Origin of the sequence: Kitasatospora purpeofusca (genome assembly GCF_042691725.1) — a bacterium.
Classification (GTDB): domain Bacteria; phylum Actinomycetota; class Actinomycetes; order Streptomycetales; family Streptomycetaceae; genus Kitasatospora; species Kitasatospora purpeofusca_B.
Genome location: NZ_CP170483.1, coordinates 1,352,879 through 1,369,781, shown reverse-complemented (window position 1 = coordinate 1,369,781; position 16,903 = coordinate 1,352,879). Strand labels below are relative to the sequence as shown.

At 76.1% G+C, this 16,903-nt stretch carries 1 protein-coding gene and 2 pseudogenes; all 3 read right to left on the bottom strand.

Annotated elements, in window-relative coordinates; translation table 11 throughout:
- Positions 1-11: 11 nt before the first annotated feature.
- Positions 12-5,435 (bottom strand): SDR family NAD(P)-dependent oxidoreductase, encoded by a 5,424-nt coding sequence (locus ACFCLZ_RS05325; RefSeq protein ID WP_380283509.1) that lies wholly within the window; start codon positions 5,433-5,435, stop codon positions 12-14.
- Between the two features lie 52 nt (positions 5,436-5,487).
- Positions 5,488-7,851: pseudogene (locus tag ACFCLZ_RS05320) on the bottom strand (type I polyketide synthase); the annotation flags it as partial.
- A 219-nt stretch (positions 7,852-8,070) separates the two neighbouring features.
- A pseudogene (locus ACFCLZ_RS05315) lies at positions 8,071-16,788 on the bottom strand (SDR family NAD(P)-dependent oxidoreductase); the annotation flags it as partial.
- Positions 16,789-16,903: the final 115 nt, after the last annotated feature.

Genomic DNA, 16,903 nt, shown 5'->3' with positions numbered 1-16,903 from the left:
ACCCGGCCCGTTCACCGGATCCCCAACTCCTGGTCGAGCACGTCGAAGAGCTCGTCGTCACTGGCCTGTGCCAGGTTCCGTGCCGGCGTCCCGCCTTCGGGGCCGCCGGTGCTTGTGCCGTGCCCCTGCCAGCGGCGCAGCAGGGTTTCCAGCCGGGCGGCGACCGCCGTCCGGTCCGGTCCGGCCGGGTCGGCCGCGGCCAGCAGCTCCTCCAGCCGGTCGAGTTCGGCGTGCATGTGCGCGGTCGGGTCGGCCGGCGCCGGGTCGATCAGGTCCCGCAGGTAGCGGGCCAGAGCGGCGGGCGTCGGATGGTCGAAGACCAGCGTGGCCGGCAGGCCGCAGCCGGCGAGCGTGCCGAGCTGGTTGCGCAGTTCGACCGCGCTGAGCGAGTCGAAGCCGAGTTCGGACAGGGCCCGGTCGGGCCGGATCGCGGCATCGGACGCGTGCCCGAGCACCGCGGCGACCCGGCCGGTGACCACACCCAGCAGGTAGTCCTCGCGTTCCGCCTCGGGCAGCCCGGCCAGGACACGCGGCAGGAGGCCGCCCGGTCCCGGCTCGGACGCGCGCCCGCGGCCGCCCGGGCCGGCCAACGCGCGCAGCACGGCGGACGGTTGGTCGGTGCGGGAGCGCAGCGCCGCGGCGTCCAGGCGGAGCGGGGCGAGCACCGGGTCGGTCGCGCCGAGCGCGGCGTCGAAGAGCGCCAGGCCCTCGGCGGCGGTGATCGGCGGCAGGCCCAGCCTGCGCAGGCGGCGCAGGTCGGCCTCGTCCAGCTCGCCGGCCATGCCGCCGTCCGCCGCCCAGGCACCGTACGCCAGGGACAGCGCGGGCAGCCCGTGGGCGCGGCGGTGCGCGGCCAGGGCGTCCAGGAAGGCGTTGGCGGCGGCGTAGTTGGCCTGGCCCGCGCCGAGGACCAGGCCCGCCGCCGAGGAGAACAGCACGAAGGCCGCGAGGTCCAGGTGCGCGGTCAGCTCGTGCAGGTGCCAGGCGCCGTCGGCCTTGGGCCGCAGCACCGTGTCGAAGCGCTCGGGGGTCAGGGTCTCCAGCAGGCCGTTGTCGACCACACCGGCGGCGTGGACGACGGCGGTCAGCGGGTGTGCGGCCGGGATGCCCGCGAGGAGCGCGGCGACGGCGGTCCGGTCCGCGATGTCGCAGGCGACGACCTCCACGTCCGCGCCGAGGTCGGTCAGCTCCGCGCGCAGCCGCCGGGCGCCGTCGGCCTCCGGGCCGCGGCGGCTGGTCAGCAGCAGCCGGCGGACACCGTGCTCGGCCACCAGGTGACGGGCGAGCAGCGCGCCCAGGCCGCCGGTGCCGCCGGTGATCAGGACGGTGCCGTCCCGGTGCCAGCCGCCGGGGCCGGTCTCCCGTTCGGGGGCGCGGCGAAGCCTGGGGACGACCAGGGCGCCGGCGCGGATCGCGAGTTCGGGCTCGCCGCTGCGCAGGGCCCGGGCCAGCAGGTCGGCGTCCGGGACCGCGTCGGCGTCGGCTTCCGTGTCGGCGTCCGTGTCGATGAGGACGAAGCGCCCCGGGTTCTCGGCCTCGGCGGCCCGGACCAGGCCCCAGACGGGGGCCGTGCCCAGGTCGCCGTGCTCCTCCGGGCCGACCGGGAGCGCGCCGGAGGTGACCACGGCCAGCCTGGCGGTGGGCGCGGATTCGTCGGCGAGGTGCGCCTGCACCGAGGTGAGCACGTCGTCCAGGACCGAACGCACCAGCCCGGGCAGGTCGGTCCCGGTCGAGGCGGGCACGTGCAGGACCTTGGTCTCCGGGGTCTCCGGGGCCGGTTCGGCGGACCGGGTCGGCGCGGCCTCCCACTGGAGCCGGTGGAGCAGGTCCCCGATCCCGTGCGCGGACGGCCCGACAGCGAGCGGACGGGCGACCAGGCCCTGTACCGAGGCCACCGGCAGACCGGAGCCGTCCGCGACGGTCACGGTCACGGTGTCCGGACCGGCCGGGCTGATCCGCACCCGCAGCGAGGCCGCGCCGGGCGAGCCGAGCGTGACGCCGGTCCACGCGAAGGGCACCACCGGCGCCGCACCGCCCCCGTCGGCCGGATCGGCGGGCAGGTCGGCGAGCAACTGGACGTGCAGGGCCGCGTCGAGCAGCGCCGGGTGCAGGCCGTAGCGGGCGGCGTCGGCGCGGGCGGTCCCGGTCTCGGGGAGGGCCACCTCGGCGTACAGCTCCTCGCCGCGGCGCCAGGCGGCGCGCAGGCCGCGGAACGCCGGACCGTAGTGGTAGCCCTCGTCGGCCAGCCGCTCGTACCCGTCGGCCGACTCGATCGGCACGGCACCGGCCGGTGGCCACTGCACCAGGTCGGGCCCGGGCTCGGCCGGCGCCTCCGGGGCCAGGACCCCGGTCGCGTGGCGGATCCAGGCGCCGTCGCCGGCCTGGTCGTCGCGGCGGCTGCGGGAGTGGACGGTGAACCGGCGCAGGCCGTCCGCGTCCGGCTCCTGGACACTCACCTGGACGCTGGCACCTTGCGCGGGCACCGCCAGCGGTGCCTGGAGGGTCAGTTCCCGGATGCTCGGGCAGCCGGTCTCCAGACCGGCCCGCAGGGCCAGCTCGACGAACCCGGTCCCGGGGAAGAGCACCGTGTCCAGCACCACGTGGTCGGCCAGCCAGGGCTGTGCGCCCGTGGACAGGCGGCCGGAGAGGACGATTCCCTCGGAGTCGGCGAGGACGGTGGCGGCGCCGAGCAGGGGGTGGTCGACGGCTTCGAGGCCGAGGGAGGAGGGGTCGCCGTCCGAGGAGTTGGCCTCCAGCCAGTAGCGGTGGCGTTGGAAGGGGTAGGTGGGCAGGTCGGTGGTGGCGGTGCCGGGGTAGAGGGCGGTCCAGTCGACGGTGGTGCCGTGGGCGTGGAGTGCGGCGAGGGCGGTGACGGCTGCGGGTGCCTCGGGGCGGTCCTTGCGCAGGGTGGGGAGCAGGACGTGGCCGTCGTCGAGGACGTGTCCCGCCATGGCGGTCAGGACGGCGTCGGGGCCCAGTTCAAGGAATCGGGAGGCGCCGGTGGTGGCGAGGGTGGTGAGGGCGTCGGCGAAGCGGACGCTCTCGCGGACCTGGCGCACCCAGTACTCGGGGTCGCTCAACTCCCCTTCACCGGCGGCTTTTCCGGTGAGGGTAGAGACGACGGTGATGGCGGGCTCGTTGTACGTGAGCTTCGCGGCGACGGCGCGGAACTCGTCGAGCATGGGCTCCATCAGGGCGGAGTGGAAGGCGTGCGAGACCGTCAGTGCCTTGGACCGCTCGAAACCTTCCGCGACCTGGGCGACCGCCTCGGCGTCGCCCGAAATCACCACCGCGCGGGGGCCGTTGACGGCTGCTATGTCGACGCCCGGCACCAGTGCGGCGCGGACCTCGGCCTCGGTGGCGATGATCGCGACCATCGCCCCGCCGGTCGGCAGGGCCTGCATCAGCCGGGCCCGCGCCGAGACCAGCGCGCACGCGTCCTCCAGCGACCACACCCCGGCCGCGTGGGCGGCGGCGAGTTCACCGATCGAGTGCCCGGCCACGAAGTCCGGCGTGACGCCCCAGGACTCGAACAGCCGCAGCAGCGCCACCTCGACGGCGAACAGCGCGCACTGCGCGTAGCCCGTCCGGTCGAGCAGCCCCTCCTCCGACGGCGACCACATCACATCCTTCAGCGGACGCTCAAGCCCCTCGTCCAGGACGGCGCACACCTCGTCCAGCGCGGACGCGAACACCGGGAACGCGCGGTACAACTCCGCACCCATGCCCACGCGTTGCGAGCCCTGGCCGGTGAACAGGAACGCCAACCGGCCCGCCGTGTTCGTGCCGGTGACCAGGCCCGGCGCCGTAGTTCCTTCCGCCAGTGCGCTCAGGCCCGCCAGCAGCTCCGCCCGGTCCGAGCCGACGACCACCGCGCGGTGCTCGAAGTGCGTCCGCCCGGTCGCCAACGCCAGCCCGATCAGGGGCAGTTCACCCGCCGGAAGGTCCAGCAGCCGCCCCGCCTGCGCCCGCAGCGCCTCCGGCGTGCGCGCCGACACCGGCCACGCCACCACACCGGCAGGGCCGGGCGTGACGTCCTCCACGACGGCGTACTCGCCGGGCTCCTCCACGATCACATGCGCGTTCGTCCCGCTGAATCCGAACGCCGACACCCCGGCCCGCCGGGGTCGCTCCCCGGCCGGCCACGGCACCTCGTCGGTCAGCAGCCGGACGTCCCCGGCACTCCAATCGACGTGCGAGGACGGGGCGTCGACGTGCAGCGTCCGGGGAAGGACCCCGTGCCGCATGGCCAGCACCATCTTGATGACACCGGCCACACCCGCCGCCGCCTGCGCGTGCCCGAAGTTGGACTTCACCGAGCCCAGCCACAGCGGACGACCGTCCGCCCGCTCGCGCCCGTAGGTCGCCAGCAGCGCCTGCGCCTCGATCGGGTCGCCCAGCGTCGTCCCGGTGCCGTGCGCCTCGACCGCGTCCACCTCGGCCGCCGTCAGCCCGGCATCGGCCAACGCCGCCCGGATCACCCGCTGCTGCGACGGACCGTTCGGAGCGCTGAACCCACTCGACGCGCCGTCCTGGTTCACCGCGCTGCCACGGATCACGGCGAGTACCCGGTGCCCGTTGCGGCGGGCGTCGGACAGCCGCTCCAGCACGAGCATCCCGGCACCCTCGGCCCACGCCGTGCCGTCCGCCGCGTCGGCGAACGCCTTGCAGCGCCCGTCCGGGGCCAGGCCGCGCTGTTCGCTGAAGTCGACGAAGGTGCCCGGCGTGCCCATGACGGCGACGCCGCCGGCCAGGGCGAGCGTGCACTCGCCCCGGCGCAGCGCCTGGGCGGCGAAGTGCAGGCCGACCAGCGAGGACGAGCAGGCGGTGTCCACCGACACCGCCGGGCCCTCCAGGCCCAGGGTGTAGGAGACCCGCCCGGAGATCAGGCTGCCGATGCAGGTGCTGCCCGGGTAGTCGTGGTACATCACCCCGGCGTAGACCCCGGTCGCGCTGCCGCGCAGCGCGCCCGGCCGGATCCCGGCCCGCTCCAGGGCCTCCCACGACACCTCAAGCAGCAGCCGCTGCTGCGGGTCCATGGTGAGCGCCTCGCGCGGCGAGATGCCGAAGAACTCCGCGTCGAACTCGCCCGCGCCGTCGAGGAATCCGCCCTCGTTGACGTAGCTGGTCCCGGGCCGTTCCCCCGTCGGGTCGTAGCACCGCTGCGGGTCCCAGCCGCGGTCACCGGGGAAGGTGCCGACCGCGTCCACGCCGTCGGCGACCAGCCGCCACAGCTCCTCCGGCGAGGTGACGCCGCCCGGGTACCGGCACGCCATGCCGACGACGGCGATCGGTTCGGTGGCGCGCTGTTCGTTGTCGCGCAGCTGCCGGCGCGCCTCCCGCAGGTCGGTGGTGGCCCGCTTGAGGTAACTGAGCAGCTTTTCCTCGCCGGCCATGGGCGTACCGGCCACCAATCCCTCGGTGTTGTCCGTCACTTGTCCGTCTCCGTTTCGAACGCTAACGACGCGTAGCTGGCCCGACCCACCCCTATTCGGACCGCCCCTGCCCCAGTTCTGCGGCGAGCCATTCGCACACCGCCTCGGCGGTGGACGGCGCGTCGTCCGCGACGATGCTGAAGTGGTCGCCGGGCACCGTGCGCACCTGGTCGGCCAGGCTCCAGTCGGTGCGCCAGGCGTCGGCCTCCGCGCCGGGCTCCGTGGTGGCGGCCGGGTCGTCGGAGCCGATCGCGAAGCGGCGCTCGGGGCGCAGCAGCACGGTCGAGGCGGCCAGCCCCGCGACCGGGACGGTGGGCAGCAGTTCCATGTAGCGCGCCATCGCGGTCAGCTTGGTGCGGTCCAGTGCCTCCTGGTCCGACTCCTGCCGGAGCATGCCGGCGGCCATGTCGACCACGGTCTCCGCCCTGGACTTCGCGGCGTCGGCGGACCCGGTGGCGTCACCGGAGGCCGCGCCGCCCACCGGGTAGGTGTCGAGCAGGAGCACGGTCGCCGGGCCCCGGCCGAGCGCTTCGAGCCGGGCCGCGACCGCGTAGGCGAAGACACCGGCGGAGGAGTAGCCGAGCAGCGCGTAGGGGGCGTCGTCGGCGGCCTCCAGGATGCTCGCGGCGAGGACCTCGACCACGGCGTCCGCCGTCGCCGGGAGCGCCTCGTCCGGCAGGAAGCCCGGCATCGGCAGGACGGACACCTGGGCCGCCTCGCGCAGTCGCGCCGCGATCCTGGCGTACTGGTAGGCGCCGCCCATCGCCACCGGCGTGGAGAGGCAGAGCAGTCGGGGCAGGCCCGCGCCCTCGCTCAGTTTGACGGCGGCGGGTGCCGCGCCGAGGTCGGCCAGCGAGCCGAAGGACGCGCGCAGGTTGGCCGCCGATCCGAGCACGGCCAGGCCCTCGCGGGTCTTGCCGGCCTGGACGGCCTCGACGAACAGCCGGCGCAGCCCGTCGGAGGCGGGGTCGGCGGAGCCGCCGGCGGCCTCCGTGCCCGTCCCCGCGGCCCCGTGCGCTCCGGTGCCGCCGGGCGCCGCGGCGGCGTCGGCGAGTTCGGACAGCAGGTGCGCGGCCAGCGCCTCGGAGTCCTGGAGGTCGAAGACCACGGTCGCGGGCAGGCGCAGTCCGGTGCTCGTGGCGAGCCGGTTGCGCAGGTCCACGGCGGTCAGCGAGTCGAAGCCCAGTTCGAGGAACGGCCGGTTCGGGTCGACGGATCCGGCGCCGGAGTACCCGAGCAGCTGCGCGACGTTCTCGAGGACGAGTTCGCGCACCGCCTCGGCCCGCCGCGCCGCGGGCAGGGCCGCGAGGCGGCGGCGCAGGTCGGCCGGGTCCGCCGGGGCCGCGGAGGCGGCCGCCGAGCGCCGGGACGGTGCCGCCAGCGCGCGCAGCAGGTACGGCGTCTGCGTGCTCGGCGACGTTCCGGCGGAGAGCAGCAGCTTGGCCGGCACCAGGAAGGGCTCGGGCCGCACGGCGGCGACGTCGAGCAGGTCCATGCCCTCCTCGGCGGAGAGCGCGCCCATGCCGGCCCGTGCCATCCGGGCCTGCTGGGCGCCCGAGAGCGTCGCCGCCCACAGGCCCCAGGCCAGCGACTGGGCGGGCAGCCCGTGGGCGCGGCGGTGCGCGGCCAGGGCGTCGAGGAAGGAGTTGGCGGCGGCGTAGTTGCCCTGGCCCGGGTTGCCGAACAGCCCGGAGGCCGAGGAGAAGAGCACGAACGCGGTCAGCTCGGCGCCCTCGGTCGCCCGGTGCAGGTTCAGCGCGGCGTCCACCTTCGGGCGCAGCACGGTGGCGAGCCGGTCTCCGGTCAGGGCCGTGACGGCGCCGTCGTCGAGCGCCCCGGCGAGGTGCACGACCGCGGTCAGCGGGTGCTCGGCCGGGATGCCCGCGAGCAGGGCGGTCACGGCGTCGGCGTCGGCGAGGTCGCAGGCGGCGGCCTCGACGTGCGCGCCGAGCTCGGCCAGTTCGGCCGCCGCCTGCGGCAGGGTGCCGCTGCGGCTGACCAGCAGCAGGCGGCGCACGCCGTGGGCGGTGACGAGGTGACGGGCCACCAGGGCGCCGATGGTGCCGGTCGCGCCGGTGAGCAGGGTGGTGCCGTCGCCGCCGAAGGCGCTGCCGACCGGGCCGGCCCCGCCGTCCGCCGCCAGGGCGCGCGGCCGGACCAGCCGGGGGACGGACGCCGCTCCCGCGCGGATGACGGCCTGCGGTTCGCCGGAGGCGGCCAGGGCCGCCAGCAGCGCGTGCGAGGCGGGGTCGTCGTCCAGGTCGGCCAGGACGAAGCGGCCGGGGTGCTCGGACTGGGCGGAGCGGACCAGGCCCCAGACGGCGGCGCCGGCCAGGTCGGTGACGTCCTCGCCGGGCAGGGCCACGGCGCCGCGGGTCAGCACGACCAGCGGGCCCTGCTCGGGCGGACCGTCCGGGGCGGTGTCGTCCCGGTCGGCGAGTTCCCGGTGCAGGAGGTCGAGGACGGCGCGGGTCGCCCGGTGGGCCGCGTCCGCGTCCGCCCCGGGGACCGGCTGGTCGACGGTCCGCACCGGCTGCGGCCCGCCGGCGGCCGGGAGGGCGGCGGGCAGCCAGTCGACGCCGAACAGCGACTCGTGCCGCCCGGCCGCGGCCGGCCTGCCCAGGTCGGTCCCGCCGCGCAGCAGCAGTGACTCGACCGCGGCCACCGGTGCGCCCGTCTGGTCGGCCAGCGTGATCGACACCGCGCCGCCGCCGAGCGGGCGCACCCGCACCCGCACCTTGGTCGCGCCGGTGGCGTACAGCTCGACGCCGGACCAGGCGAACGGCAGTCCGCGGGTCACCTCGCCCTCGGACAGCGCGATCGCGTGCAGGGCGGCGTCCAGGACGGCCGGGTGCAGGCCGAAGCCGAGCACCTGCGAGCCGGGGGAGTCGTCCAGCCCCACCTCGGCGTACACGTCCGGGCCCAGCGACCAGGCCGCGCGCAGCCCCCGGAACAGCGGGCCGTAGCCGAGACCGGCCTCGGCCATGCCGGGGTAGAGCTCGTCGAGGTCCAGGGCCTCGGCGCCGGCCGGCGGCCACTGCGTCAGCGGGGCCGGCCGGGCCTCGGCGTCGGGGGCGAGGGTGCCGGCGGCGTGCCGGGTCCACGGGTCCTGGGCGGTGGCCCGGGAGTGCACGGCCACCGGGCGCCGGCCCGCGCCGTCCGGGGCGCCGACCATGATCTGGAGCTGGACCTGGGCCCTGCCCCGTTCGGCCAGGATCAGCGGCTGCTCCAGGGTCAGGTCCTCCAGTCGGCGGCAGCCGACCTCGTCCCCGGCCCGGACCGCGAGCTCCACGAAGGCCGCACCGGGGAGCATCACGGCCCCGCCGACGCGGTGGTCGGCCAGCCACGGGTGGGTGCCGAGCGAGAGCCGGCCCATCAGGGCGACCCCGTCGGAGTCCGCGAAGCCGACGGCGGCGCCGACCACCGGGTGGGCGACCGGCTCCAGGCCGGTGGCGGCCAGGTCGCCGCCGCCCCGCAGGGCCTTCGGGTCCACGTCGGGCCAGTACCGCCGGCGCTGGAACGCGTAGGTGGGCAGCGGCACCCGCTGCGCGGTGCGGCCGGCGAACAGCAGGGCGCCGTCCAGGCCGAGCCCCTCGGTGTACAGCCGGGCCGCGGCCCGGTGCACGGAGAGCGCCTCGGGCCGGTCCTTGGCGAGCAGCGGGATCATGACCGCGCCGCCGTCGGGGTCGCTCAGGCAGGCCTGGGCCAGGGCGCTGAGCGTGCCGTCGGAGCCGAGCTCGACGAACCGGGTGACCCCGGCCTCCTCCAGGCCGCGGACGGCGTCGAGGAAGCGGACCGTCCGCCGGCAGTTCGCCACCCAGTACTCCGGGGTGCCGAGCTCGCCCGCGTCGGCGATCCGCCCGGTGACGGTGGACGCCACGGGGATGCGCGCGGCCCCGTAGGACAGGCCGGCCGCGACCTCCCGCAGCTCGTCGAGGATCGGGTCCATCTGCGGCGAGTGCACCGCCTGGTTGATCGTCAGGCGGCGGGTGCGGCGGCCGAGTCCGCTCCAGTGCGCGGCCAGGGCCAGCACCGGCTCCTCGTCCCCGGAGACCACGACCGAGCGCGGCCCGTTGACGACCGCGATGCCGACCCGGTCGCCGAGCAGGGCCTCGACCTCGTCCGGCGCGGCCTCGATCGCGACCGCGGCGCCACCGGTCAGGCCCTCCATCAGGCGGCCGCGGTGCGCGGTCAGCCGGACCGCGTCCGCCAGCCCCAGCACCCCGGCGGCGTGCGCCGCCGCCAGTTCGCCCACCGAGTGCCCGAGGACGAAGTCGGGCTTCTGGCCCCAGGATTCGAGCAGCCGGAACAGCGCCGTCTCCAGCGCGAAGACCGAGGCCAGGGTGTAGCCGGTCCGGTCGATCAGGGCGGCGTCGGCCGAGCCGGGCTCGGCGAAGACCACCTCGCGCAGGTCGCGCTCCAGGTACGGGCCGAAGGCCTCGGCGACCTCGTCGAAGGCCCGTGCGAACGCGGGCAGCGCGGCGTACAGCTCACGGCCCATGCCGACCCGCTGGATGCCCTGGCCGGGGAAGAGGAACGCCGTGCGGCGGCCCGTGCGCACGGCGCCCCGGACCACCGCGGGCGCCTCGCGGCCCTCGGCCAGCGCGGCCAGGCCGGCCAGCGCCTCCTTTGGGTCGGCGCCGACCACGGCCGCCCGGTACGGCATGGCGGACCGGGAGGTGGCCAGCCGGTGGCCGACGTCGGCCAGGTCCAGCCCGGGGTGGGCGAGCAGATGGGCGTGCAGCCGCCCGGCCTGCGCCGGCAGCGCCTCGTCGGTGCGCGCCGAGAGCAGCAGCACCGGCGCCGGGCCGGCCGGAACCGCCTGCGCCTGCCCGCCCGGCTCGTCCGCCGGGGCCTGCTCGATGATGACGTGCGCGTTGGTGCCGCTGTACCCGAAGGCCGAGACGCCGGCCCGGCGCGGGTGGCCGTTCTGCTCCCACGGAACGTTCTCCGCCAGCAGCCTGACCTGCCCCGCGGACCAGTCCACGCTGCTGGTGGGCGCCTGGGCGTACCGCGACCGGGGGAGCAGCCCGTGGCGCAGCGCCAGCACCATCTTGATCACCCCGGCCACGCCGGCGGCGGCCTGGCTGTGCCCGATGTTGGACTTCACCGAGCCGAGCCACAGCGGCCGGTCGGCCGGCCGGTCCTGGCCGTAGGTGGCCAGCAGGGCGCCGAGCTCGATGGGGTCGCCGAGGGTGGTGCCGGTGCCGTGGCCCTCGACCGCGTCCACGTCGGCGGGCCGCAGACCGGCCACGGCCAGCGCCCGGCGGATCATCCGCTCCTGGGCCACGCCGTTCGGCGCGGTCAGGCCGTTGGAGGTGCCGTCCTGGTTGACGGCGGTGGAGCGGACCACGGCGAGCACCTCGTGGCCGCGCCGCCGGGCCTCGGAGAGGCGTTCGAGGACCAGGACGCCCACGCCCTCGGCCCAGCCGACGCCGTCGGCCTCGTCCGAGTACGCCTTGCACCGGCCGTCGGGCGAGGAGCCGCCCTGGATGTCGGACAGGGCGAAGGCCTCGGGGGAGGCCAGCAGGGTGACGCCGCCGGCCAGCGCGAGCGAGCAGTCGCCGTTGCGCAGCGCCTGGGCGGCCATGTGCAGGGCCACCAGGGAGGAGGAGCAGGCGGTGTCGATCGAGACCGCGGGCCCCTCCAGGCCCAGCAGGTACGAGACCCGGCCGGAGACCACGCTGCCAAGCGTTCCGGTGCCCCGGTGGAAGAGGTTGTCCGGGAGCAGCCCGGCGGGGCCGGCGTCGTAGTCGCTCTGCATCGCCCCGGCGAAGACGCCGGTCGGGCTGCCCTTGAGGGCGACCGGGTCCAGGCCCGCGCTCTCCAGCGCCTCCCAGCACACCTCGAGGAACTTGCGCTGCTGCGGGTCCATCATCAGTGCCTCGTTCGGGCTGATCCCGAAGAAGGGCGCGTCGAAGTCGGTGGCGTCGCGCAGGAATCCGCCCTCCGGCTGCTTGCCGGTCGCGGCCACCAGTTCGTTCCAGTAGTCCATGTCCCAGGCGCGGTCGGCCGGGAAGGGGGAGACCGCGTCGGTGCCGGCGGTCACCAGCCGCCACAGGTCGTCGGGCGACTCCACCCCGCCGGGGTAGCGGCAGGCCATGCCGACGATCGCGATCGGGTCGCTCTCCGCGCCCGCCGCCGGCGGCTCCTGCGGTCCGTCGGCGAGGGCGCCGAAGATCTCGCTGTGCAGATGACCGGCCAGCTCACGGGCGGTCGGGTGGTCGAAGACGACGGTCACCCGCAGCCGGACGCCGGAGGCCGCGGTCAGCCGGTTGCGCACCTCGACCGAGGTCAGCGAGTCGAATCCGAGGTCCTTGAACACCCGGTCGGCGTCGACCAGTTCGGCCCCGGCGTAGCCGAGCACCGCCGCGACGTGCACCTGTACCAGCTCGGTCAGGGCGGCGAGCTGCTCCGTGCGGGGCAGGCCGGCCAGCCGGGCGCGCAGCGGCTCGGCGCCGGCCTGCCGGTCCGCGGCCTGCCGCCGGACGGCGGGCACCAGGCCGCGCAGCAGGTCGGGGAAGGCGTCGGGGTCGGCGCGCAGCGCGGCGAGGTCCAGGCGGATCGGGACCAGCACGGCCTCGTCCAGGCCGGCGGCCGTGTCGAACAGCTCCAGCCCCTCCTCGGCGGACAGCGCGCCGGCGGCGCCCTTGCCGGTGCCGCCCATGCTGTCGGCCAGGGCCCACTGGCCCCAGGCGAGCGACTGGGCGGGCAGCCCGTGGGCGCGGCGGTGCGCGGCCAGGGCGTCGAGGAAGCTGTTGGCGGCGGCGTAGTTGGCCTGGCCGGGGGCGCCGAGCACACCGGCCGCCGAGGAGAAGAGCACGAACGCGGCCGGTTCGTGGGACTCCGTCAGCTCGTGCAGGTGCCAGGCCGCGTCGGCCTTGGCGGCCAGTACGGCGTCGAAGCGCTCCGGGGTCTGCGAGGCGAAGGTCCCGTCGCGCAGGACGCCGGCCGTGTGCACCACGGCCGCGATGTCCCGGTCGGCGAGCAGGGCGCGCACGGCCTCGCGGTCGCCGAGGTCGCAGGCGGCGACCTCCGCCTCCGCGCCCAGTTCGGCCAGGTCGGCGACGAGTTGCGCCGCGCCCTGCGCGTCGGCGCCGCTGCGGCTGACCAGCAGCAGCCGGCGGATGCCGTGCCGCTGGACCAGGTGCCGGGCCAGCAGGCCGCCGAGGGCGCCGGTGCCGCCGGAGATCAGCACGCTGCCGTGGTGCGCCGCCGCGACGGCCCAGGTCTGCCGCTCGCCCTCGGTGGCGGGCAGCGCCCGCACCAGGCGCGGGACCCACAGGTCCGTGCCGCGGACGGCGGTCTCGGCCAGGCCGGCCGCCACGATCCCCGGCAGCAGCCCGGACACGTCCTGCCCGGCCCCGGCGTCCACCAGGAACAGCCGGCCCGGGTACTCCGCCTGGGCGGAGCGGATCAGGCCGTGGACCGCGGCGGCGGCCAGGTCGGCCGGGTCCTCGCCGGGCAGCGCCACCGCGCCGCGGGTGACCAGCACCAGCCGGGAGGCGTCGAAGCGGTCCTGCGCCAGCCAGGACTGCACGCAGGCCAGCACCCGGTGCGCCGCCGACCGGGCGGCGTCCGCGTCCGGGCCGCCGTCGACCGGCAGCACGAGGACCGGGGGCACCGGGTCGGCGGGCCCGACCTCGTCGAGCAGCGCCACCTGCTCCGCGACGGCACCGGACGGCGCCGGGGTGTCGCGCCGGGTCCACTCGACGCGGTGGAGCAGGTCGCCGCCCCGCCGGGGGGCGCCGTCGGCGTCCGCCGGGGAGAAGGTCCGCAGCGTCAGCGATCCGACCGACGCGACGGGGAGTCCGGCCGCGTCCGCTATCTGCAGGGCGACGGTCCGGGCGCCGTCGGCGGCCGCCCCGGCGGCGCGGGTGATCCGCACCCGGACCGTGGGCGCGCCCGCGGCGAACAGTTCCACGTCGGACCACGTGTACGGCAGGGCCGCGGTGCCCTCGGCCGCGTCCGGGCCGTCCGCTCCGAGCAGGCCGATCGCGTGCAGCACCGAGTCGAACACCGCCGGGTGCAGGCCGAAGTCGGGCGCGTGGTGCCGGACCTGCTCGGGCAGTGCCGCCTCGGCGAACACCTCGTCGCCGCGGCGCCAGGCGGCCCGCAGCCCCTGGAACACCGGGCCGTAGGCCAGACCGCCCGCGGCGGCCAGCTCCTCGTACATCCCGTCGAGGTCGACGGCCTGCGCCCCGTGCGGCGGCCAGGCGGTGAGGTCGAACCCCGACCCCTCGTCCGTCGTGGCCAGCAGTCCTTCGGCGTGCTGCACCCAGGGCTCTTCGGTGTCCGGCCCGTCGGGCCGGGAGTAGACCGCGAACGGCCGGGCGCCGTCGTCGTCCGGGTTGCCGAGGCTCACCTGGAGCCGGACGCCGCCCTGCTCGGGCAGCACCAGCGGGGTCTGGAGCGTCAGTTCGCGCACCGCGGTGCAGCCGGCCCGGTCGCCGGCCCGGAGCGCCAGCTCGACGAAGGCCGTGCCGGGCAGCAGCGTCCGGCCGCCGACCCGGTGGTCGCCGAGCCACGGGTGGGTGGCGGTGGACAGGCGGCCGGAGAGGACGATTCCCTCGGAGTCGGCGAGGACGGTGGCGGCGCCGAGCAGGGGGTGGTCGACGGCTTCGAGGCCGAGGGAGGAGGGGTCGCCGTCCGAGGAGTTGGCCTCCAGCCAGAAACGCCGGCGCTGGAAGGGGTAGGTGGGCAGGTCGGCGGCGGCGGTGCCCGGGTAGTAGACGGGCCAGTCCACGGCCGTGCCGTCGGCGTGGAGCGCGGCCAGGGCCGTGACGACCGACTGCTCCTCCGGCCGGCCCTTGCGCAGCGACGCGACGGCCCGGACGGCGTCGGGGTCCTCCAGGCACTGTCCGGCCATGGCGGTCAGGACGGCGTCGGGGCCGAGTTCCACGAGGCGGGAGGCGCCGGTGGTGGCGAGAGTGGTGAGGGCGTCGGCGAAGCGGACGCTCTCGCGGACCTGGCGCACCCAGTACTCCGGGTCGCACAGCTCCCGGTCACCGGCGGCTTGTCCGGTGAGGGTGGAGACGACGGTGATGGTCGGCTCGTTGTACGTGAGCTTCGCGGCGACGGTGCGGAACTCGTCCAGCATGGGTTCCATCAGGGCGGAGTGGAAGGCGTGCGAGACCGTCAGTGCTTTGGACCGCTCGAACCGGGCCGCGACGGTGGCGACCGCCTCGGCGTCGCCCGAAATCACCACCGCGCGGGGGCCGTTGACGGCTGCTATGTCGACGCCCGGCACCAGTGCGGCGCGGACCTCGTCCTCGGTGGCGATGATCGCGACCATCGCCCCGCCGGTCGGCAGGGCCTGCATCAGCCGGGCCCGGGCCGAGACCAGCGCGCACGCGTCCTCCAGCGACCACACCCCGGCCGCGTGGGCGGCGGCGAGTTCGCCGATCGAGTGCCCGGCCACGAAGTCCGGCGTGACGCCCCAGGACTCGAACAGTCGCAGCAGCGCCACCTCGACCGCGAACAGCGCGCACTGCGCGTAGCCCGTCCGATCGAGCAGCCCCTCCTCCGACGGCGACCACATCACGTCCTTCAGCGGACGCTCAAGCCCCTTGTCCAGGACGGCGCACACCTCGTCCAGGGCAGCGGCGAACACCGGGAAGGCGCGGTACAACTCCGCTCCCATGCCCACGCGTTGCGAGCCCTGGCCGGTGAACAGGAACGCCAACCGGCCCGCCGCCCCCGCCCCCGCCCCCTGGACCACACCGGACGCCTCGACGCCCTGTGCCGCCGCCGTCAGGCCCGCCAGCAGCTCCGCCCGGTCCGCGCCGACGACCACCGCGCGGTGCTCGAAGTGCGTCCGCGTCGTCGCCAACGCCCGCCCGATCAGGGGAAGTTCGCCGTCCGACAGGCCTTCGACGTGCTCCAGCAGCCGCCCCGCCTGCGCCCGCAGCGCCTCCGGGCTGCGCCCGGACACCGGCCACGCCAGCACACCGGCGGGCCGGTCCGGCCTCGCATCGCCTGCGGCGGCCTCCTCGTACTGCTCCAGGATCACGTGCGCGTTCGTCCCGCTGAGCCCGAACGCGGAGACCGCGGCCCGCCGGGGCTGACCGGTCTCCGGCCACGGCCGGCGCTCCGTCAGCAGCCGGACGTTCCCCGCGGTCCAGTCCACGTGCCGGGTCGGCTCGTCCACGTGCAGGGTCTGCGGCAGCACCCCGTGGCGCAGCGCCATCACCATCTTGATGACGCCGGCCACGCCCGCCGCGGCCTGGGTGTGACTGAGGTTGGACTTGACCGAGCCGAGCCACAGCGGGCGGTCCTCCGGGCGGTCCTGTCCGTAGGTCGCCAGCAGCGCCTGCGCCTCGATCGGGTCGCCGAGGGTGGTGGCGGTGCCGTGCGCCTCCAGCGCGTCCACCTGGTCGGCCGAGAGCCTGGCGTTGGCCAGGGCCGCCCGGATCACCCGCTGCTGGGCGGGGCCGTTCGGGGCGGTCATGCCGTTGGAGGCGCCGTCCTGGTTGACCGCGGTGCCGCGCACCACCGCCCAGACCGGGTGCCCGTTGCGCCGGGCGTCGGACAGCCGCTCCAGCAGCAGCATGCCCGCGCCCTCGGACCACCCCATACCGTCCGCCGACTGCGCGAAGGAGTGGCAGCGGCCGTCGGAGGCCATGCCGCGCCCGGTGCTGAACTCCGCGAACATCCGGGGCGTCGACATGATGCTGACCCCGCCGGCCAGGGCGAGCGAGCACTCGCCCTGCCGCAGCGACTGCGCGGCCATGTGCAGGGTGACCAGGGAGGACGAGCAGGCCGTGTCGACGGTCACCGCCGGGCCCTCCAGGCCGAAGTGGTAGGACACCCGGCCGGAGACGACCCCGGAGGAGCCGTAGCTGCCCGGGTAGTCGTGGTACATCACGCCGTTGAACACGCCGACCTGGCTGCCCTTGACCGACTGCGGCGGGATGCCGGCCCGTTCGAACGCCTCCCAGGAGGTTTCCAGCAGCAGCCGCTGCTGAGGGTCGATCAGCAGCGCATCGCGCGGTGAGATGCCGAAGAACCCGGCGTCGAAGTCGGGGGAGTCGTGCAGGAAGCCGCCTTCGTTGACGTAGCTCGTGCCGGGCCGCTCGCCCGTCGGGTCGAAGAACCGGTCCAGGTCCCAGCCGCGGTCGGTGGGGAACGGACCGACCGCGTCGACCCCGTCGGCCACCAGCTGCCACAGCTGTTCGGGCGTGGCCACCTCGCCGGGGAAGCGGCAGGCCATTCCCACGATCGCGATCGGCTCCCGCGGGCCGTCGGCCAGCTTGCGGTTCTGATCGCGCAGGCGCTCGGTCTCCTTGAGCGAGACCCTGAGGGCGTGGAGCAGCTTGTCTTCGGGCTTTTCCATGTCGCCCTCACCCTTCAATCAAGTATCGGCGAACCTGGTGCACTTGCCTCACACTAGGAGCGCCGAAAGGCGTCTCCCTACCCCTAGCCGACCCCGGGCCGGGCCCCTGAGAAACGGGCCGGGCGGTGCCCGG